Annotated in this window: 19 protein-coding genes; 10 read left to right on the plus strand and 9 right to left on the minus strand. The window is 73.2% G+C overall.

The genetic code is table 11. The annotated features are described in order from the left end of the window. Nucleotides 1-27 precede the first annotated feature (27 nt). A complete protein-coding gene (locus ACIBTX_RS32095; protein WP_396833389.1) occupies nucleotides 28-945 on the minus strand; it encodes a neutral zinc metallopeptidase in 918 nt (305 codons plus the stop codon). A gap of 245 nt (nucleotides 946-1,190) precedes the next feature. On the opposite strand from ACIBTX_RS32095, the gene ACIBTX_RS32100 reads away from it, so the two are divergent. Beyond that, the gene (locus ACIBTX_RS32100; RefSeq protein ID WP_357134329.1) at nucleotides 1,191-2,795 is read left to right on the plus strand and encodes an ABC-F family ATP-binding cassette domain-containing protein; all 1,605 of its coding nucleotides are present in this window, start codon (nucleotides 1,191-1,193) and stop codon (nucleotides 2,793-2,795) included. A gap of 72 nt (nucleotides 2,796-2,867) precedes the next feature. Here ACIBTX_RS32100 and ACIBTX_RS32105 read toward each other — a convergent pair whose 3' ends face one another. Then, complete coding sequence (locus ACIBTX_RS32105) at nucleotides 2,868-3,467, minus strand: cadmium resistance transporter (protein ID WP_396833390.1); 600 nt, start codon at nucleotides 3,465-3,467, stop codon at nucleotides 2,868-2,870. 212 nt (nucleotides 3,468-3,679) lie between these two features. Here ACIBTX_RS32105 and ACIBTX_RS32110 point away from each other — a divergent pair, with 212 nt between their 5' ends. From ACIBTX_RS32110 to ACIBTX_RS32120, 3 genes are all read left to right on the plus strand, one after another. After that, on the plus strand, nucleotides 3,680-3,907 hold the full coding sequence (locus tag ACIBTX_RS32110; protein ID WP_007462679.1) for a helix-turn-helix domain-containing protein: 228 nt from the start codon (nucleotides 3,680-3,682) through the stop codon (nucleotides 3,905-3,907). A gap of 46 nt (nucleotides 3,908-3,953) precedes the next feature. Next, nucleotides 3,954-4,721, plus strand: coding sequence for an enoyl-CoA hydratase/isomerase family protein (locus ACIBTX_RS32115; protein ID WP_396833391.1), 768 nt, complete (start codon nucleotides 3,954-3,956; stop codon nucleotides 4,719-4,721). Between the two features lie 113 nt (nucleotides 4,722-4,834). Further along, on the plus strand, nucleotides 4,835-6,811 hold the full coding sequence (locus ACIBTX_RS32120; RefSeq protein WP_357398050.1) for an ABC transporter ATP-binding protein: 1,977 nt from the start codon (nucleotides 4,835-4,837) through the stop codon (nucleotides 6,809-6,811). 102 nt (nucleotides 6,812-6,913) lie between these two features. On the opposite strand, the gene mug is transcribed toward ACIBTX_RS32120, so the two are convergent. The 6 genes from mug to ACIBTX_RS32150 form a co-directional block, all read right to left on the minus strand. Continuing rightward, nucleotides 6,914-7,486: a G/U mismatch-specific DNA glycosylase gene (gene mug / locus ACIBTX_RS32125; RefSeq protein WP_396833396.1), complete on the minus strand. Its 573-nt coding sequence runs from the start codon at nucleotides 7,484-7,486 to the stop codon at nucleotides 6,914-6,916. Nucleotides 7,487-7,629: 143 nt separating this feature from the next. Further along, a complete protein-coding gene (locus ACIBTX_RS32130) occupies nucleotides 7,630-8,391 on the minus strand; it encodes an SDR family oxidoreductase (protein ID WP_357134335.1) in 762 nt (253 codons plus the stop codon). Next, nucleotides 8,376-8,972, minus strand: a complete 597-nt coding sequence (locus ACIBTX_RS32135) for a hypothetical protein (RefSeq protein WP_396833392.1) — start codon at nucleotides 8,970-8,972, stop codon at nucleotides 8,376-8,378. Before ACIBTX_RS32135 ends, ACIBTX_RS32130 begins: the two co-directional genes overlap by 16 nt. Further along, nucleotides 8,969-9,787 carry a DUF692 domain-containing protein gene (locus tag ACIBTX_RS32140; protein ID WP_363661439.1) on the minus strand — a complete coding sequence of 273 codons (819 nt, stop codon included), beginning with the start codon at nucleotides 9,785-9,787 and terminating at the stop codon, nucleotides 8,969-8,971. Before ACIBTX_RS32140 ends, ACIBTX_RS32135 begins: the two co-directional genes overlap by 4 nt. Further along, nucleotides 9,784-10,704: a TIGR04222 domain-containing membrane protein gene (locus ACIBTX_RS32145; RefSeq protein ID WP_396833393.1), complete on the minus strand. Its 921-nt coding sequence runs from the start codon at nucleotides 10,702-10,704 to the stop codon at nucleotides 9,784-9,786. Before ACIBTX_RS32145 ends, ACIBTX_RS32140 begins: the two co-directional genes overlap by 4 nt. Before the next feature lie 104 nt (nucleotides 10,705-10,808). Further along, nucleotides 10,809-11,381: a TetR/AcrR family transcriptional regulator gene (locus ACIBTX_RS32150; protein ID WP_234591495.1), complete on the minus strand. Its 573-nt coding sequence runs from the start codon at nucleotides 11,379-11,381 to the stop codon at nucleotides 10,809-10,811. A 77-nt stretch (nucleotides 11,382-11,458) separates the two neighbouring features. Between ACIBTX_RS32150 and ACIBTX_RS32155 the strand changes: the two genes are divergently transcribed. From ACIBTX_RS32155 to ACIBTX_RS32165, 3 genes are all read left to right on the plus strand, one after another. After that, on the plus strand, nucleotides 11,459-12,319 hold the full coding sequence (locus ACIBTX_RS32155) for a carbon-nitrogen hydrolase family protein (protein WP_357134341.1): 861 nt from the start codon (nucleotides 11,459-11,461) through the stop codon (nucleotides 12,317-12,319). A gap of 64 nt (nucleotides 12,320-12,383) precedes the next feature. Then, entirely contained in the window at nucleotides 12,384-13,028 is a 645-nt protein-coding gene (locus ACIBTX_RS32160) for an HAD family hydrolase (RefSeq protein WP_357134343.1), read from the plus strand. Nucleotides 13,029-13,304: 276 nt separating this feature from the next. Next, nucleotides 13,305-14,237 carry an RIO1 family regulatory kinase/ATPase gene (locus ACIBTX_RS32165; RefSeq protein WP_357170869.1) on the plus strand — a complete coding sequence of 311 codons (933 nt, stop codon included), beginning with the start codon at nucleotides 13,305-13,307 and terminating at the stop codon, nucleotides 14,235-14,237. Nucleotides 14,238-14,286: 49 nt separating this feature from the next. Here ACIBTX_RS32165 and ACIBTX_RS32170 read toward each other — a convergent pair whose 3' ends face one another. Then, nucleotides 14,287-14,535: a DUF2630 family protein gene (locus ACIBTX_RS32170; protein ID WP_355053546.1), complete on the minus strand. Its 249-nt coding sequence runs from the start codon at nucleotides 14,533-14,535 to the stop codon at nucleotides 14,287-14,289. A gap of 463 nt (nucleotides 14,536-14,998) precedes the next feature. Between ACIBTX_RS32170 and ACIBTX_RS32175 the strand changes: the two genes are divergently transcribed. The 3 genes from ACIBTX_RS32175 to ACIBTX_RS32185 are packed head-to-tail and all read left to right on the plus strand — an operon-like array spanning nucleotide 14,999 to nucleotide 18,847. Further along, nucleotides 14,999-16,336 (plus strand): cytochrome P450, encoded by a 1,338-nt coding sequence (locus ACIBTX_RS32175; RefSeq protein ID WP_357134376.1) that lies wholly within the window; start codon nucleotides 14,999-15,001, stop codon nucleotides 16,334-16,336. Continuing rightward, a complete protein-coding gene (locus ACIBTX_RS32180; protein ID WP_357134347.1) occupies nucleotides 16,333-17,250 on the plus strand; it encodes a terpene synthase family protein in 918 nt (305 codons plus the stop codon). Before ACIBTX_RS32175 ends, ACIBTX_RS32180 begins: the two co-directional genes overlap by 4 nt. Next, the gene (locus tag ACIBTX_RS32185) at nucleotides 17,243-18,847 is read left to right on the plus strand and encodes a prenyltransferase (RefSeq protein ID WP_357398651.1); all 1,605 of its coding nucleotides are present in this window, start codon (nucleotides 17,243-17,245) and stop codon (nucleotides 18,845-18,847) included. The genes ACIBTX_RS32180 and ACIBTX_RS32185 overlap by 8 nt, the downstream gene beginning before the upstream one ends. Nucleotides 18,848-18,959 lie beyond the last annotated feature (112 nt).

An 18,959-nucleotide genomic window follows, 5' to 3' on the forward strand; every position in this document is an offset into this window, starting at 1 on the left:
TGGGCCTGCCGCGATCGCGTGGAGATGTCAGAGCTGGTTGGTGCCGAAGGTGTCGCAGGTCTTCGGGTCGCCGCTGTTGTAGCCCTGCTCGAACCACTTCTGCCGCTGGGCGGCGGTGCCGTGGGTGTACGAGCTCGGGTCGTTGCCCCGGCCGGACTTCTGCTGAATGGCGTCGTCGCCGATCGCGCCAGCGGTGTCCACCGCGTCCTGAATGTCCTGCTCGCTGATCGACTTGAAGATCGCCTTGTCGTTCTTCGACTTGGTCTCGGTGGCGTGGTTGGCCCAGGCGCCCGCGAAGCAGTCCGCCTGCAACTCCAGCCGGACCGAGCCGGAGGTGGCCCCGGTCTTGCCGTCCTGCGCCTTGGCCTCGGTGCCGAGCAGGTCCTGCACGTGGTGGCCGTACTCGTGCGCGAGAACGTACGGCTGGGGGAATTCGCCAGTGACGCCGAACTCGGACTTGAGCGTGTCGTAGAAGGTCAGGTCGATGTAGACATGCTTGTCCGCCGGGCAGTAGAACGGGCCGACACCCGAGTCGGCCTGACCGCAGCCGGTGTTCACGCTGTTGCTGAAGAACCGGGTGGTGACCGGCTGGTACTGGTCGCCGAACGCCTTCGGCATGGCGTCCTTCCAGTAAGCCTGGATGGAATTGATGAAGAGGGTGTTGCGGCAGTCCTCGGTCTTGGTCGCGCTCGCGGAGCACTCGGCGTCCAGGCTGGAGTTGTCGGCTGGCTGGTCGCTGCCGCCTCCGCCGCCGAGCTGGCTGAGCCCGAACCCGCCACCGGCCAACGCCAGCACGACGGCGATGATGATGCCGATCAGGCCGCCGCCCCGGCCGCCGCCCCCGGGGATCGGGATCCCGAGGCCTCCGCCCCCGCCGCCTCCGCCGGATCCACGCATGTCCTCTACCTGACTGGTGTCGACCTGCGCGTTCTCGTTCAGCTCCATGATGACCTCGATCGCGTGAAATGTCCTGTGATAGGCCGTCAGCGCCGGACCGGGTCCGGACGGCGATTCGGTACCCGATGATCTTGATTGGTAATCCGGCCCGGCTGCTCGACCGCGCCCCGGTACACTTGTCGCCGTGCCGCGCTGCGAAGGCTGAACCGCCCCGCGCCGACGGGCCCACCGCCCGCCGGCGCTTTCGCGTGCCCTGAGTCAGCCTTCCAGACCCCGAGAGCGAGTCCCACGAGATGATCACTGCCACCGGCCTGGAGTTGCGCGCCGGCTCCCGGATCCTGCTGTCCGACACCACCCTGCGCGTGCAGCCCGGTGATCGGATCGGCCTGGTCGGCCGCAACGGCGCCGGCAAGACCACCACCCTGAAGGTGCTCGCCGGCGAGGGCCAGCCGTACGGCGGGCAGATCGACCAGCGCAGCGCCATCGGCTACCTCCCGCAGGACCCCCGCACCGGCGACCTGGAGGTCACCGGCCGCGACCGGGTGCTCTCCGCCCGCGGCCTGGACGTGCTGATGTCCCAGATGAAGGAGATCGAGGCCCAACTGGCCGAGGACGCCAGCGACAAGTTGGTCCGCCGCTACGGCGCGCTGGAGGACCAGTTCGCCGCCCTCGGCGGGTACGCCGCCGAGGCCGAGGCCGCCCGGATCTGCGCCAACCTCGGGCTGCCGGACCGCGCGCTCGCCCAGACCATCGGCACCCTCTCCGGCGGTCAGCGCCGGCGCATCGAGCTGGCCCGGATCCTGTTCCGGGACGCCGGTGAGAACGGCGGCGGCATCCTGCTGCTCGACGAGCCGACCAACCACCTCGACGCCGACTCGATCACCTGGCTGCGCGGCTTCCTCGCCAACCACAAGGGCGGGCTCATCGTGATCTCCCACGATGGCGCGCTGCTGGAGTCGGTGGTCAACAAGGTCTGGTTCCTCGACGCCACCCGCTCGGTAATCGACGTCTACAACCTGGGCTGGAAGGCGTACCTGGAGGCCCGCGAGACCGACGAGCGACGTCGCCGCCGCGAGCGGGCCAACGCCGAGAAGAAGGCCGGCGCGCTGATGGCGCAGGCCGACAAGATGCGGGCCAAGGCCACCAAGACCGTCGCCGCGCAGAACATGGCCCGCCGCGCCGAGAAGCTGATCTCGGGCCTGGAGGAGGTACGCGTCGCCGACCGGGTGGCAAAGGTCCGCTTCCCCAGCCCCGCCCCGTGCGGCAAGACGCCGCTGACGGCGACCGGCCTCTCCAAGTCGTACGGCTCGTTGGAGATCTTCACCGACGTCAACGTGGCGGTGGACCGGGGTTCCCGGGTGGCCATCCTCGGGCTCAACGGCGCCGGCAAGACGACGCTGCTGCGGATGCTCGGCGGGCTGCTCAGCCCGGACACCGGCGAGGTGCACGCGGGGCACGGCCTGCGGTTGGGCTACTACGCGCAGGAGCACGAGACGCTGGACGTGGAGCGGACGGTGCTGGAGAACATGCGCGCCGCCGCGATCGAGCAGTCCGACACGGACCTGCGCAAGATCCTCGGCGCGTTCCTCTTCTCCGGCGACGACGTGAACAAGCCGGCCGGGGTGCTCTCCGGTGGCGAGAAGACCCGGCTGGCCCTGTCCACGCTGGTCTGCTCGGGCGCCAACGTGCTGCTGCTCGACGAGCCGACCAACAACCTCGACCCGGTCAGCCGCGAGCAGGTGCTCGACGCGATCGCCAACTACCCGGGCGCGATCGTGCTGGTCACGCACGACCCGGGCGCGGTGCTCGCGCTCAAGCCGGACCGCGCGATCCTGCTGCCCGACGGTGACGAGGACGCCTGGAGCGACGACCTCCTCGAACTGGTCGAGCTGGCCTGACCGCTGCGCCGGGCGGTCGGGTGGCCGGACCGCCGGGCCTCAGCCCAGCAGGGTCGACCAGCCGGACCGGTCTCAGCCCAGCAGGTCGACGAGCCGGCCCAGCACGCCGGAGCTGACCAGGATCACCACACCGATGCCGACGAAGATCGCCGGTACCAGCCAGTGCCCGGCACGCTCCACCAGGGCGACCACCCGCCGGTGGCCGCCCAGCCAGGCCGCGGCGGCGCACCACAGGCCGATCAGCACCACGAAGATCAGCAGGAACACCGCGCTGTCGCCGGGGCCGAGAGCCCGGAACACGGGTACGTAGACGGCGACGTTGTCGGCCCCGTTGGCGATCGTCACCCCGGCCACGCCGAGCGTGCCGGTGACCACGGTGGCCGGCTCGTCGTCGTCCCGGTGCCACAGCGCGCGGACGCCCAGCGCGATCGGCAGCAGGCCGAGCAGCCCGGTCCACGGGTCCGGCACGACCAGCAACCCGGCGGCGACCACCGCGCTGGCCAGCGCGAGCGCGCCGATGCCCAGATATTGGCCGGCGACGATCTGCGCGGTGCGCGGGCGGCCGGTGGTGCGGGCCGCGACGAAGAACAGCGTGAGGATGACGATGTCGTCGATGTCGGTGGCGGCGAAGACGACGGCCGCGCCGGCTGCGGTGCCGAACAGGTCGATCACGTCCGGGAGCGTACGGGTGGAGGTGTCACCGCGCTCGGGTGGACCGTTCGGGTGGCAGAGCGGGACGGTTCGGGAGGATCACTCTATCGGGAACCTGACATTGCATAGCGTGTCGGTTGGCGAAGAGTTGATATCTGGCGCATGATCGTCCGAGGCGGTCTAATAGGTGGGACCGTATCCGAACCGCACAGTCTGGGACGTGAGGACACAGCATGGCAGCCACTGGCACAGCCACCAGCACTGAGAAGGGTCGCCGGATCGTCGGAGCCGAGCGTCAGACGCTCGCCAAGGACCTGGTAAAGCGGTACACCTCGGGGGAGAGCATCCGCGCGCTGGCGGCCTCGACCGGCCGTTCCTACGGGTTCATCCACCGAGTGCTCACCGAGTCCGGGGTTCAGCTGCGTCAGCGCGGCGGTGCCCGGCGCCGCAAGAAGGCGTGACCCGCCCCTTAGCGTCGTTGACCAACGCCGCTCCCCGGGCAGTCCGGTGACCGCCGAGGCGACCGGGGTTCGGCTGACCTGCGACGGGCCGGTCGCCACGGTGACGTTGTGCCGGCCCGACGTGCTCAATGCCCAGACACCGGCCATGTGGCGCGCGATGAGCGAATTCTCGCGCGACCTGCCCGGTGACGTACGGGTGGTGGTGGTCCGGGGCGAGGGGCGTGCGTTCTCCGCCGGTCTCGACCTCGCGGTTGCCGGTGCGTCCGGCCCGGGGTCGTTCGCCGAGCTGGCCACGCTGCCCGAGGACGAGTGCGCCGACCGGATCGCCGAGTTCCAGGGCGGCTTCAGCTGGCTGCACCGGCCGGACGTCATCTCCGTGGCGGCGGTGCAGGGGCACGCGATCGGTGCCGGCTTCCAGCTTGCCCTCGCCTGCGACCTGCGGGTCCTCGCCGCCGACGCGAGGTTCTCGATGGCCGAGGTGACGCTCGGGTTGGTGCCCGACCTGGCTGGCACGAAGCGTCTCGTGGAGCTCGTCGGCTACTCCCGGGCGCTGGAGATCTGCGCCACGGGCCGCCGGCTGGACGCCGCCGAGGCCGACCGGATCGGGCTGGCTACTCTCGTCGTACCCTCGGGAGAGCTGGACGACGCGGTCCGCGACCTCACGGCGGGCCTGTTGGCCGGCCCGCGGGACGCGGTGGTGGAGATCAAGGCGCTGCTCGCCGGCGCGGCCGGGCGGTCGCACGCCGACCAGCAGCGGGCCGAGCGTGAGGCGCAGACCCGCCGCCTGAGCGATCTCGCCGGCCGGGGCGAATAGTAAGGACCGCGCGGGAAGATCCGGGTTACGACCGAGGTTGTCACACCTGTCGGGAGAATTGACCCGACAGCGCGGTCCGCCCGACGACCCGGAGGTGAGTGGTGTCCAGCCCGATGTCCGGCGGTGGCATGGCCGGGTGGAGCATGCTCCGGTCGATGCGCAACCGCGACGAAGTCTCCACCCACCGGCTCAAGAGCGGGGTGGCCCGCCGCATCGTCGCCTTCGCCCAGCCCTACCGGCGCGACATCGTCGTCTTCCTGGCCACGGTCGTGCTCGCCGCCATCATCGGCGTCGCCACGCCGGTGCTCGCCGGTGACGTGATCAACGCGATCAACCGGGGCGGCACCGAGGCTGGTCGGCTCATCGTCCGGTTGGCCCTGTTCATCGCCGGGCTGGCGGTCGCCGACGCGTTGCTGTCCCTGGCCCAGCGGTGGTATTCCGCCCGCATCGGCGAGGGCATCATCCTCGACCTGCGCACCCGCGTCTACGACCACGTGCAGCGGATGCCGTTGCAGTTCTTCACCCGCACCCAGACCGGCGCCCTGGTCAGCCGGCTCAACAACGACGTGCTCGGCGCCCAGCGCGCGTTCACCTCCACCCTGTCCGGCGTGGTCAGCAACGTCATCCAACTGGTGCTCACCGCCGCGGTGATGTTCACCCTCTCCTGGCAGATCACCGCGCTCTCGCTGGTGCTGCTGCCGATCTTCATCATCCCGGCACGCCGGGTGGGCCGGCGGCTGGCCGACATCACGCGCGAGGCGTACAACCTCGACGCCAAGATGAACGCGACGATGACCGAGCGGTTCGGGGTGGCCGGCGCGCTGCTCGTGAAGCTGTTCGGGCAGCCCGAGATCGAGGCCCGCCGGTTCGCCGACCGGGCCGAGCGGGTGCGTGACATCGGCATCCAGTCCGCCATGTACTCCCGGACATTCTTCGTGGCGATGCTGCTGGTCGCCTCGCTGGCGCAGGCGCTCACCTACGGTCTCGGCGGCTGGCTCGCCGTCACCGGCGGCGTCAGCGCGGGCACCGTCGTGACCCTCGCGCTGCTGCTCACCCGCCTGTACGGGCCGCTCACCGCGCTCTCCAACGTCCGCGTGGACGTGATGAGCGCGCTGGTCTCCTTCGACCGGGTCTTCGAGGTGCTCGACCTCAAGCCCGGCATCGTGGAGAAGGCCGACGCCGTCCCGGTGCCCCGGGGCGCCGGCCGGGTCGACTTCCGCGACGTGCGCTTCCGCTATCCCAGCGCGGCCGAGATTTCCCTCGCCTCGCTGGAGGAGGTCGCCACCCTCGACCGCACCGTCAATGAGCCGGTGCTCAAGGGCGTCTCGTTCAGCGTCGAGCCGGGGCAGATGGTCGCCCTGGTGGGGCCGTCGGGCGCGGGCAAGTCGACACTGTCGATGCTCGTCTCCCGGATCTACGACGTCTCCGACGGCCAGGTCCTGGTCGGCGGGGTGGACGTGCGCGACGCGACGCTCGGCTCCCTGCGCGACGAGATCGGCGTGGTCACCCAGGACTCGCACCTGTTCCACGAGACCATCGCCGAGAACCTGCGCTACGCCAAGCCCGACGCCACCGACGACGAGATCTGGGCCGCGCTCGCCGGCGCCCAGGTCGCCGACCTGGTCCGGTCGCTGCCCGACGGTCTGGACACGACGGTGGGGGAGCGCGGCTACCGCTTCTCCGGCGGCGAGAAGCAGCGCATCGCCATCGCCCGACTGCTGCTCAAGGCCCCGTCGATCGTCATCCTCGACGAGGCGACCGCACACCTCGACTCGGAGAGCGAGGCCGCGGTGCAGCGTGCGCTGTCGGTGGCGCTGGCCGGACGTACCGCCCTGGTGATCGCCCACCGGCTCTCCACCGTCCGGGACGCCGACCAGATCCTCGTGCTCGACGGCGGTCGGATCGTCGAGCGGGGCCGGCACGACGAGCTGGTCGCCGTCGGCGGGCTCTACGCCGAGCTGTACCGCACCCAGTTCGCGGTCGCCGACTCGCCCCGCCCCTTCGTGGACGCGACCGGCCCCGAGCCGGTGGTCATGCCCCTGGGCACGTACGTCGCCGACGAGGCGATGCCGCCGGCCGCCGCCAACTGACGGACGCCTTGGTTGATCGACTCGGGTTGCTGGAAGTCGCGGTCTCCCGGTCGCGTCGACGGCCCGACTTCCTTGACGTCGAGTCGATCAACGGCGACACGGTCAGGTCGGGCGGCGCACCCGCAGGCCCGTCGCCGCGCGCAGCTCGGCGAACGCCGCGCCCAGCGTGACCGGTGTGAAGTGGGCGTTCAGCCCGCTCGGGTTCGGTAGCACCCAGAGCCGGGAGCCGGCCAGCGACTCCGGTTGCGGCCCGAAGGCCGCCTTCGGTCGTTGGAAACCGATCCGGTACGCGGTCACCCCCACCACGGCCACCCAGCGTGGTTTGAATCGGGCCACCTTGTCGGTCAGGACCGCCGCGCCGTCGAGCAGTTCCGCGGCGCTCAGCTCGTCGGCGCGGGCGCTGGCCCGGGCGGCCATGTTGGTGATGCCGAGGCCGAGGGCCGGTAACTCGACCTGCTCGCTCGGGTGCAGCAGTCGGGGGGTGAACCCGCCCAGGTGCAGCGCCGGCCAGAACCGGTTGCCGGGCCGGGCGAAGTGCCACCCGGTCGCGGCCGACCAGAGGCCGGGATTGATGCCGACGAAGAGCACCGACAGCGCTGGCGCGAGCACGTCCGGGATGGTCCGGTCCGCGGCTGCGGCCAGGTCCGTCTTGGTCGGACGGGACCGCGTGTTGATCGACCCGGGTTCTTGGAAGTCGGGGTGTCCTGGTCGCGTCGACGGCCCGACTTCCGGCGAGCCGAGTCGATCAACGGTCGGGTGACCGGGCTGGGTCGGCCCGTGCGGCGTGACCGCACGGGAAGCTCGCGGTCGGTCAGGCTTCACAGGCCCCGCAACGCGCCGCCGTCGACCGGCACGGTGAGGCCGGTCAGGTAACTCGCGGCGGGGGAGAGCACGAACGCGGCCACCCGACCGAACTCGGCCGGGTCGCCGAGGCGTCGCAACGGGATGAGGGCCTCCGCCTCGGCGCGGGCGCGCTCCGGGTCGCCGGTCGCGGCGAACAGCTCCCGGTTGCGGTCCGTCATGATCCGGCCGGGCAGCAGGCCGACGACGCGTACGCCGCGCGGGCCGTAGTCGTCGGCGATGTCCTTGGCGACGCCGACGAGGCCGGGCCGCAGGCCGTTGGAGATGCCGAGGCCGGGCACCGGCCCACGGGCCGACGTGGACAGCACCAGCCCGATCGCGCCCCCGTCGGGCAGCGCCCCGGCGACGGTGCGCGCGGTGCGGACGGTGCCCAGGAAGACGGTCTCGAAGGAGTTCCGCCACTGCTCGTCGGTGATCGACGCGGCGTTGCCGGCGGGCGGGCCGCCGACCGAGATCAGCGCGCCGTCGAGCCGGCCGAAGTGGGTGCGGGCCGCCGCGACGAGCCGCTCCGGGGTCTGCGGGTCGGTCAGGTCCGCGGCGACGCCGACCGCCTTGCCCGGACCGCCCAGCTGCTCGGCGGCGGCGGCCACCGCGTCCGCGTCCCGCGCCGAGAGCACCACCCGGGCACCGTCGGCGACCAGGCACTGCGCCGTCGCGTAACCCAGGCCGCGGGAGGCGCCGGTCAGCACGTACACGCGGTCGGTCAGTCCGAGATCCATAACGCCGATCCTGCCCGATCCGGAGCGTCCCCGCCAACGTTGGCGGCGGGGCGCAGCAGACGTACCCGACCGGCGACCTGCACCGCGATGGCGCCGCCGACGCGGGCGACGGCCGGCAGCCGGCGCGGACGTGGCGCGGTGTGCCCGTCGTAGCGCAGGGCCGCCTCCCGGACCGCCAGCTCCTCCGCGCCCGATGGCGGCAGCGCGGCCCGCCCGCGTAGGGTCCGGGCCAGATCCCAGCCGTCGCGCAGCGAGCCGGCCGTGGGGCGGCCGGCGGCCCAGTCAACGAAGGTCGACAGCCACGCCGGGCCGAGGCCGGCGGCGAGCAGCGGCCAGTGCCGGGCCACCTCGCCGGCGCGCTTGTTCAGCAGCGCCGCCCGGGCGGCGGCCAGCGGCCCCACCGCGAATCCGGCCGGCGACGGACCTCCGGCGACCAGCGCCGCGACCAACTCCGCCTGCCGCGCGGCCAGGCCGGGCCGCGGTGCGGGCCCCTCGGGTGCGCCGTCCCGGTCGCCGCCGGCAGCGCCGGTCAGGTCACGGCCGGGGGCGCCGGTCAGGTCACGGCCGGCAGCGCCGGTCATGTCACGGCCGGGAAGCCGGACGCCGCGGCCAGGGCGTCCAGTTCGGCGCGCAGCTCGGCGGCCGGCGGGTACCCGCCGTCGCGCTCCAGCAGCAGCGCCGGCGGCCGTCGCCGGGCACAGAGCGCGCCGACCAGCTCCAGCACCTGCGGCGGCATGGGATGGGTGTGCGTGTCGTGGTAGAAGCCGCCGTGTTCGGCCCCGCCGGCCACGTGCACGTAGCCGATCCGGTCCAGCGGCAGCCGGTCGAGCAGCGCGAGCGGGTCGGTGCCCCGGTTGCGGGCGTTGGCGTGCACGTTGGCGACGTCCAGCAGCAGCAGCGCGCCGGTCCGGTCCAGGATCTCGGTGAGGAAGTCCGCCTCGTCCAGCTCGTCGTCGGGCCAGTCGAAGAGGGCGGCGATCGGTTCCAGCGCGATCGGCACCGGCAGCTCGGCCTGCGCGCGGGCCACGTTCGCGCAGACCGCGTCGACCGCCTCCCGGCTGCGAGGGAGCGGCAGCAGGTGCCCGGCCTCCAGCCCACCGGCCCGCACGAACGCGATGTGCTCGCTGACCAGCGGGGCGTCCACCCGCTGCGCGACGGCGGCCAGGTGGGCGATGCGGGCCGGGTCGACCGGTTCGACGCCGCCGAGGGAGAGCCGCACCCCATGGGGTACGACTGTCACACCGCGCTCGCGCAGCCCCGTCAGCCCGACCGGAAGGGGCCCGGCCGACGCCACGGACTCGGCCACCACCTCGACGAAGCGCAACCCGGGCAGCTCGGCCACGAAACCGGCGATCTCGGGACGCCAGCCGATGCCGACGCCGTACGGGCCGGTCACCCGCCGCACCCACCGCCGCCGCACCCGCCGCCTCCACCGCAGGAGCTGCCACCGCCGCAGGAGCTGCCGGTCGTACCCGACGACCCGGTGCCGGCACCCGACGACCAGCCGCTGCTGGCGATCGCCTGGCGCTGGATCTCGGCCTGCGCGGCGAAGCCCGGGTCGATGGCCCACAGCGACACCGTGCCGTACAGCGCCACGCCCATCGCCGCGCCGGCCGCGCCGTAGGTGGCGTACGCGGGGGACGAGTCGGGAGCGAGGTGGCGGTGTCGGTTCCGCAGGTCGCGCAGCGCGTTGCGACCGGCCGGGGTGGTCTCCGGCACCCGCCAGAGCAGCAGCACCGCCACCGCCACGCCGACCAGGGTGAGCAGCAGGAAGCCCACCGGTCGGCCGTTGGCCAGCCCGGCGAACAGCCGTACGACGCCGAACACCAGCAGGGCGGCGAGGAGCAGCCGCCACTGTTGTGCGGTGACCCGCCGCGCCGGGTTCACTCGCAGTCCCCGCTCTTCGAGGCGGGCCCCGAGCTGGTCGAGCGCGGCGGCCACCCGCTCGTCCTGGGCCAGGTCCCGGGCTCGGACGCCCTGGTGGGCGGCCCAGTGGATCGCCTGCTTCAGTGGGGTGAGCCCGGTCGGGGCCGGGCCGGTGGTGCGCAGGTGACGATCCGGGCCGACGTCGATCGCGCCGCTGCTCCGCAGGCCGCCCAGCGCGGCGTGCACCGCGAGGGTCGGCCCACCGTTGAGGTAGCCGACCTCCTCGGGGTCGAGCCGCTTGGCGACGGGGGGTTCCGCGCCGGTGCCGAGACGCACCCGGTGCAGCACCGCGACGGCGGCCACCACGACGGCCGCCACGAGGTAGAGCCGCAGGAAGGTCGGACCGGGGACACCCCAGGTGTCGCCCGAGGCGGCGTGGACGATCATCGGTTGCTCCTGTCGCCGGAGGGGTCGGCGGCCCCATTGTGGAGCACCGTCGCCATCCGGTCGGGCCGGGGCACCCGCGTCGTCGGCGGTGGCGCGAACACCGCTCAGCGGCGGCGGACCGCCTCCTCGACCAGGTCCAGCACCGGGCCCAGGTCACCGGCCGGTCGGCCCATGGCCAGGTGCAGCACCAGGCCGTCGTAGGCCAGCTCCAGGAACTGGGCCAGCACGTCGATCGGTACGTCCTCGCGCAGCACCCCGGCGTCGCGCTGGCGGGCCAGCCGGTCCCGGGTCGCCTCGGCGATCGCGGCGGACCGCTCGGCCCAGCGCTTGGCGAACGCCGGATCGGTGCGCAGCCGGCGGGACACCTCCAGTTGACTGCCCAGCCAGCCGGTGGTGTCCGGCGAGACGGCGCGGGCCAGCAGGTCGCGCATCACCTGCACCAGACCGTTACGGGCGACCGTTTCGACCATGGCGGCGGCGTCGTCCTCGGCGACGGCGAGGAAGAGCGAGTCCTTGTCGCGGAAGTGGTGGAAGATGGCGCCCCGGGACAGGCCGGTGGCCTCCTCGAGGCGGCGGACGGTGGCCCCCTCGTAGCCGAGTCGGGCGAAACACGCCCGGGCCGCGGCAAGGATCTCCTGCCGGCGCGCGTCGAGCTGGTCCTGACTTACTCTGGGCACACCTCGATCGTCGCAGGTCACCTCGGGCGGTGCAAACCGTACGTACGGCTTGGTAACGCGACGTTTACGATCCAGCGGTGACCCGCTCGTACCCCGCGCCGTCCGGCCCGCTGACCGTCGCCACCGTCCAGGCCACCCCGGCGCCCGGTGACGTCGCCGGAAACGCGGCGGCCGCCGCCGAGCTGGTCCGGCTCGCCGCCGGGCAGGGCGCCCGGGTGGTCGTCCTCCCCGAGCTGTACCTGTGCGCGTACCACCCGCCGACCCTCGCCGCCGATCCGGTCGGCACCCACGTGGCGGCCGACCCGGCCGGGCTGGTCGCCGACGGTCGGCTCGACCCGCTGCGCGCCGCGGCACGGACCGCCGGGGTCACCGTGGTGGTCGGCGCCGCGGTCCGGCACCCGGACGACCGGCGGACCATCGCCGCCCTCGTGGTCGACCGCGCTGGCGCCGTCCGGGTCGGGTACGACAAGCAGCAGCTCTGGGGCGACGAGCGCGACCTGTTCAGCCCCGGCGGGCGGGGCGCCACGCTGCTCGTCGACGACTGGCGGCTCGGGCTGGGCATCTGCTACGACGGCTGCTTCCCGGAGCACGGCCGGGCCGCCGCGCGCGACGGCGCGCACGCCTACCTGTGTCCCAGCGGCTACCTGGCCGGCTCGGAGCACCGCCGGGACCTGTACTACGCGGCGCGGGCACTGGACAACACGATGTTCGTGGTCTTCGCCAACGCTGTCGGCGGCAGCGACCCGTGGCGGTTCAACGGCGGTGCGGCGATCTACGACCCGCAGGGACGTACGCTCGCCCGGGGCGCCGACGAGGGCACGGACACGCTCGTGGCGACCCTCGAGCCGGCCGTGCTGACGGCCACCCGGGCAGCCCATTCGATGCTCGCCGATCTGCTGCCGGGCCAGGGCGGCGCGCGGATGTCGCTGACCGGTTAAGCCCATCGTCAACTCGAAACACGCGGGTCTGTTGGCGGACACGTCGGTCCCGTAGGGTGCCCGAGTGCCACTGCTCCTGCTGGACCTGGACAACACCCTGCTGGACCGGGCCGGGCCCTTCCGCCGCTGGGGTGAGCGCTTCCTGGACCGCATCGGCGCGCCCTCCACCGACATCGACTGGCTGGTCTCGCTCGACGCGGACGGGTTGACCGACCGCTGGGACCTGGCCGACGCGATCCGGGACCGCTACGAGCTGCGCATTCCCTCGATCGACCTGGTGGAGGAGCTGCACGACGGGGTGGTGGCGCAGACCCGGCTCGACCCGCTGACCGCCTGCGCGCTGCGCATCGCCGACGACGCGGGGTGGGTGCCCGTGGTGGTGTGCAACGGCACGGTACGCCTGGAGGACGCCAAGATCCGTCGTACCGGCCTGGACCGCTACGTCGCCGACTGGGTGATCTCCGAGGAGGCCGGGGTCAGCAAGCCCAACCCGCGGATCTTCGCGCTCGCCGCGCAGCGGGTCCGGATGCCGCTGCGTGGCGCGTGGGTGGTCGGCGACAGCCCGGAGGCGGACATCGGCGGCGCCGCCGCGGTGGGGTTGCCCAGCGTCTGGCTGCACCGGGGGCGGACCTGGTCGGACGTCCGGTTCGCGCCGAGCCGCACGGTGGACGGGCTGATCGCCGCCGTCGCCACGGTCCTCGCGAGCTGACGCGGCCACCGCAGTCGAGCTGACGCGGCCACCGCTGGCTGACACTTCCGGCGCTGGCTGACGGCGGCCACCGCTGTCGAGCTGACGCTTCCGGCGCTGGCCGACGCGGAAAACCGTCGTAATTCGGTTGACCCGCTGTCCGAGCCGCGGCGAGGATGGGCGGCGCATCGTGCACCGGGCATACCGCCCGTTCGAGGAGAGGAGGCCGGTCATGGCCGTCTTCGCAGGTCGCTTTCCGCTGCCTATCTCAGCCTCGACCAAGGGAACCTCACCACAGTGCGCGATCATGACCTCCCGGCGCTGGAGCGCCGGACCCGCGGCAAGCGCCGCTTCGACGACGACGAACCGCAGTTTCTGAAGCGGGCCCGGCCCACCGAGTCGCCCGCCGATCCCGACACCGAGCCTGATCCCGACACCGGCGAACGCTGGTCGTCCTGGGACGACGCGGTGCACGGGCCACAGCCGTACCCGGACTGGTTGGTCACCGAACTGGCCGCCAAGGACACCGAGCTGGGTGTGCTGAAGACCGGCAAGGAGGCGGACGTCCACCTGGTCCGCCGGGCGGTGCCGGACACGGACCGGTCCTGCCTGCTGGCGGTGAAGCGGTACCGGGACGCCGAGCATCGGCTGTTCCACCGCGACGCCGGCTATCTGGAGGGCCGCCGCGTGCGGCGTTCCCGGGAGATGCGGGCGATGGTCGGCCGGACGGCCTTCGGCCGCCAGATGATCGCCGGGCAGTGGGCGGCGGCCGAGTTCGCGGCGCTGGCGCGGCTCTGGGAGATCGGCGCCGGGAACGACCGGATCGCCGTGCCGTACCCCGTGCAGTTGCGGGGCACCGAGCTGATGTTGGAGTTCGTCGGCGACGCCGGGTCGGGCCTGGCGGCGCCCCGGCTGGCCCAGCTGCGGCCCGGCCCAGCCGAGCTGCGCGACCTGTGGGGCCAGCTGGTCGAGGCGCTGCGCGTGCTGGCCCGGGCGGGCTACGCGCACGGCGACCTGTCGCCGTACAACCTGCTCGTGCACTCCGGGCGGCTGGTCGTGATCGATCTGCCGCAGGTGGTCGACGTGGTGGCGAACCCGCAGGGGCCCGAGTTCCTGGCCCGCGACGTACGGGTGGTCGGCGCCTGGTTCGTGGCCCGGGGGTTGAGCGCCGAACAGGCCGATCCCGGCGCGCTGACGGGGGAGTTGCTGCGCGAGGCGGGCATCCGCTGACCGGAGCGGGTCGGGTGGCCGGGGTGGCCGCCCGACCCGCCCGTGTCGATCACTGCAGGTAGCGCTCCACCTCGGGCTTGGGGCGTTCGCCCTGCGAGTCGGGGTCGCCGTGGCTGGATCGGGCGGCCCGGCGGCGGCGCAGCAGGTCCCAGCACTGGTCGAGGGATTCCTCCAGGGCGCGCAGCCGCTCGCTGGTCTCGCCCTCGGTGCCGGACTCGTGGGCCTGGGCCTCCGCGCGCAGCCGGTGCTCCTCGTCGACCAGCTCGGAGATCCGGTTCAGGATGGTCTTGTCGTCCATGCCACAGAGCCTGGCACAGGGTGCCCGTCATCGCCCGGATTCGGGGGTACCGGTGCGTCCTTGCTCACTGCGCTGCCCGCCCTCTGGGACTGCCCGGACGTGGCCCGCCCCGGCGGGTCCGGTGGACGACCGACCGCGGAACCGTCGTCGTCCGGACCGGCCGACGGCGGCGGCGGATCGATCTACGGGCGCGACCTGCGCCGGTGCCGGGTCCTGACAATCCACTCAGGACCGACTAGGGCGCAGACATCGATGCCCGTCTAGGGCAACGATCGAATCTCACCGGTCACAGGTCTGGAGGTGTCCCGGATTTGGTGAGATGCTTCCGACGCCCAGAAGGTGAAAATTCCACAGTCCCGACCGGCCGAAGTGGACCGCCCAGGCCGCCGGGGCGACGAGGAGACAGCGCATGTCCCAGGTGTCCGATGCCGGCCCCGCCCCCGTCAGCACCGAACCCCGGATGATCCCACTCCGTCGTGCCCTGCCCGCGCTGGTCCGCGATCCGCTCGGCGCGCTCGTCGGCTTCGCGGACGCCGCCGGTGGCGACGTCGTCCGGCTGAACCTCGGCTCGTTCCGTCCCTACCTGGTCAGCCATCCCGAGCACCTGCAACGAGTGCTGAGGGACAACGTTGCCAACTACACCCGCGACGGGGAGGGCCTGTTGTGGCGGCCGGTCCGGCGGATCGTCGGCGACGCCATCCTGGTCGCCGAGGGTGAGATCTGGGAGTCCAGCCGCGGCGCGCTGCAACCCCTGTTCACCGCCAAGCGCGCCGAGACGCTCGTCGACCGGATGGCCGAGGCGATCAACGAGGCCGTCGACGAGTGGCTGGAGCCGGCCCGCGACGGCCGCCCGATCGACGGCGGCGCGGAACTCACCCGGATCGTGCTGCGGACCACGATGCGGGTGCTCTTCGCCGACCGCATCTCGGTGCCGGACGCGTTGCGGATCAGCGCCGCGCTGGACACCGTCACCACCGCGATGCTCCCGCGTCTGCTGGTGCCGTTCGTGCCGTACGCGGTGCCGATGCCCGGCGACCGGCCCTTCCGCGAGGCGGTGCGGACCATCGACGAGGTGGTGCTGCCGATCATCCGGGAGGCCCGCGCCCGGCCCACCGACGGCGACGACATCATCTCCACCCTCTGCCGGCCGCGCGCCGACGGCAGCGAGCCCGACGAGTACGCGATCCGCGGCGACGTGGTCGCGATGTTCTCCACCGCCACCGAGACCACGATCGCGCTGCTCTCCTGGCTGTGGCCGGTGCTGGCGTCCCGGCCCGACGTGGCGGAGCTGATGACCGACGAGATCGAGCGGGTGGTGGGCTCCGAACGGGTCGGCCGCGAGCACCTGCCGCAACTGCGCTACGGCCGGATGGTGCTCGACGAGATGCTGCGGCTCTACCCGGCCGGTTGGATGATCCCCCGTACCGCCGTCGCGGACGACGTGCTGGGCGGTGCGCGGATCAAGGCGGGTGGCACCGTGCTGGTCAGCCCGTACGTCACCCAGCGGATGTCGACCTTCTGGGACGATCCGACGCTGTTCGATCCGGAGCGCTTCGCGCCGGAGAAGCCCCGCCGGCGCTACCGCTACTCGTACTTCCCGTTCGGTGGTGGGCCGCACCAGTGCCTCGGGCAGTACCTGTTCCTGCTGGAGGCGCAGCTCATCGTCAGCACCGTGCTGAGCCGCTACCGGTTCCGGCTGCGCGAGCCCGTCGGCCTGACACCCCGGCTCGGCGCCTCGCTGCAACCCAAGCAGCGGGCCGAGCTGATCGTCACTCCGGTCGAACGCCCGGTCGTCTCGTGACCGGCGCGCCGTGGCCGGTGCAGGCCGGGCCCGACGCCGTCGCCGAGCAGGGCCGGGTGTGCGCGCTCGCCGTACGAGGCGTCCGCGACCTGCAGGGCGTCACCGCCGCCCACCCGGAACTCTTCGACGCCGCGCCGTTCGACGCCGCGCTGCTCAGCTCGGTGGCCACCGCGATCGCGTTCACCGCGCCGTGGCACACCGCCGCCGAACTGCGGCTCACCACCCGTACCCTGCTCTGGGTCTTCGCCGCCGACTGGCAGGTCGACTACCTCGCCCGGTCGGCGGACGACGTCCGGGCGATCGTGACCGACTGCCTGGCGGTCGCCGACGGCGCCGCGCCGCCGCCCGGCCGGCACCTCGCGCGACTGTTGGCCGACCTGCGCGACGAGCTGGCCGCCGTGCCGGCGTTCCGCCGGCTGCGCCCGATCTGGCGCGAGGAGCTGGCCCGGATGCTCGCCGCCGTGTCGCGGGAGTGGGACTGGAAGAACCTGCCCACCGACCCGACCACCGGGCAGCGCCTGCCGGACCTGGACCGCTACCTGGACAACGCCGACAACCTCGCCTGCTCCTTCGTCAACGTCACCCACTGGATCGCCACCGGCGACGACAGGACCCTCGCCCAGTTGACCGACCTGCTCGACGCCGGCCGTGGCGTGCAGCGGGTGCTGCGGCTGGTCAACGACCTCGCCACGCACGAGCGGGACGCCGAGTGGGGCGACCTGAACGCCCTGCTGCTGGTCGACGACCCGGCGCGGGTGCACGCCCGGCTCGCCGAGCTGACCACCCGGTCCCGCGGCGACCTCGCCGCCCTCGCCGAGCGTTGCCCTCGCCAGGCGGACTACCTGCACCGGCAGATCTCCTTCACGGGTGGCTTCTACCAGCTCTCGGACTTCTGGGGAGCACGCGATGAGTGAGGGCCCGGGGCACGTGCTGGTCCAACCCGCCACCGACGCCGCGCGCGAGCTGATCGCCGGCCTGGCGCTGCGCCCGTGGGGGCAGGTAGCCCCCTCGGTGTACGAGAGCGGCCGGCTGGTCGCCGACGCGCCCTGGCTGCCGGGGCACCACCAGCGGATCGGGTTCCTGCTGCGCGGGCAGCGCCCCGACGGGGCGTGGGGCCCACCCGAGGGGTACGCCCTGGTGCCCACCCTCAGCGCCGTCGACGCCCTGCTCGCGGCGCTGGCCGACGGAAAGTCTGCCGGTCCGCACCTGCTCACCCCGGTGCGGCGCGGGCTGGACGCGCTCACCGGCCGCCTGCTCGCCACGCACGCGCGGGCGCTGCCCGACACCCCGGCGCTGGATCTCATCGTTCCCGCCCTGGTCGAGTCGATCAACGGGCGGTTGACCCGGTTGGGTCGGGCGGTCGCCGACCGGTTGCCCCGTCCGCCGCTCGCGCTGCCCGCCGGGCTCGGCCCCGACCGGCTGCGGGCGGTACGCGGCGCGGTCGCCGCCGGGGCGCCGCTGCCGGCGAAGCTGGCCCACTTCTACGAGGTGCTGGGCGCGACGCCGGCCGACGCCGGGCCGACCCTCACCGCGGTCGGCGCGTCACCCGCCGCGACCGCCGCCTGGCTGAGCGCCGCCGGCCCGGACGCCGGCCCCGCCGCGTACACGTTCCTGCGGACGCTGATCCGCGACGGCGACGGTCCGGTGCCCTGTCCGACCCCGATCACCGTGTTCGAGCGGGCCTGGGTGCTCGGCGGCCTGCGTCGTGCCGGTGTCGCGCTCAACCCGCCGGCGGCCGTGCTGCGCACCCTGGCCGCCGCCACCGCCGCCGAGGGCATCGCCACCGGCGAGGGGCTGCCGACCGACGCCGACACCACCTCGGTCACGTTGGACGCGCTGGCCCGGCTCGGCCACCTCGCCGACCCGGCGGGCCTGTGGGCGTACGAGACGGCGGACGGTTTCTGCACCTGGCCGGGGAGTGAGGACGGCTTCTCGGTCACCACCAACGCGCACGTGCTGGACGCGTTCGGCCAGTACGTGACCGGGCACCCCGGCGCGGACGCGCGGTACCACCGGACGGTCGACCGGCTCAGCGCCGTGCTGCCGGCGCACCAGCTCGCCGACGGCCGCTGGCAGGACCGGTGGCACGCCTCGCCGTACTACGCGACGGCCTGCTGCGTGCTGGCCCTGGCGGAGTTCGGTCGCGGCGGCGTGGCGGCCGAGGCGCTCGACCGGGCGGCCGGTTGGGTGCTGGACGGGCAGCGGGCCGACGGGTCGTGGGGGCGGTGGGACGGCACGGTCGAGGAGACCGCGTACGCCCTGCAGGTGCTGGTGGCCGTGCCGACCGGAGCGCCCCGGGTCGACGACGCGGTGGCGCGCGGCCACGCCTATCTCCACCAACGGTCCGACCGGTCGGACCCTCCACTGTGGTACGGAAAAGAGCTGTACTGTCCTACCGCGATCGTTCGCGCGGCTGTCCTGGCTGCCTGTCGGCTCGCCTCCGCCCATCTGGGCGGGGTCGACCGTTCGGTGGTGGATTGTGGTTACCAGGCAACAAAAACAGCGACTTGAGGGGTTGTGTGGACACTGCTAGCGTACGCAGAGCCTCAGCCCCGTACGCCCCGCCGTGGCGGGACGTCGTCCTCCATGATCACCCGTTGATGAGCTGAGTCAACGCCCTGCC

Source organism: Micromonospora sp. NPDC049359, assembly GCF_044466585.1.
Classification (GTDB): domain Bacteria; phylum Actinomycetota; class Actinomycetes; order Mycobacteriales; family Micromonosporaceae; genus Micromonospora.

What these genes read in the sequence shown, in the direction of transcription:
- ACIBTX_RS32130 (WP_357134335.1), bottom strand. Translation starts at nt 8,391, where the DNA reads ATGGATCTCGGACTGACCGACCGCGTGTACGTGCTGACCGGCGCCTCC.
- ACIBTX_RS32185 (WP_357398651.1), top strand. Translation starts at nt 17,243, where the DNA reads ATGAGTGAGGGCCCGGGGCACGTGCTGGTCCAACCCGCCACCGACGCC.
- ACIBTX_RS32100 (WP_357134329.1), top strand. Translation starts at nt 1,191, where the DNA reads ATGATCACTGCCACCGGCCTGGAGTTGCGCGCCGGCTCCCGGATCCTG.
- ACIBTX_RS32145 (WP_396833393.1), bottom strand. Translation starts at nt 10,704, where the DNA reads ATGATCGTCCACGCCGCCTCGGGCGACACCTGGGGTGTCCCCGGTCCG.
- ACIBTX_RS32110 (WP_007462679.1), top strand. Translation starts at nt 3,680, where the DNA reads ATGGCAGCCACTGGCACAGCCACCAGCACTGAGAAGGGTCGCCGGATC.
- ACIBTX_RS32170 (WP_355053546.1), bottom strand. Translation starts at nt 14,535, where the DNA reads ATGGACGACAAGACCATCCTGAACCGGATCTCCGAGCTGGTCGACGAG.
- ACIBTX_RS32095 (WP_396833389.1), bottom strand. Translation starts at nt 945, where the DNA reads ATGGAGCTGAACGAGAACGCGCAGGTCGACACCAGTCAGGTAGAGGAC.
- ACIBTX_RS32135 (WP_396833392.1), bottom strand. Translation starts at nt 8,972, where the DNA reads ATGACCGGCGCTGCCGGCCGTGACCTGACCGGCGCCCCCGGCCGTGAC.
- ACIBTX_RS32120 (WP_357398050.1), top strand. Translation starts at nt 4,835, where the DNA reads ATGTCCGGCGGTGGCATGGCCGGGTGGAGCATGCTCCGGTCGATGCGC.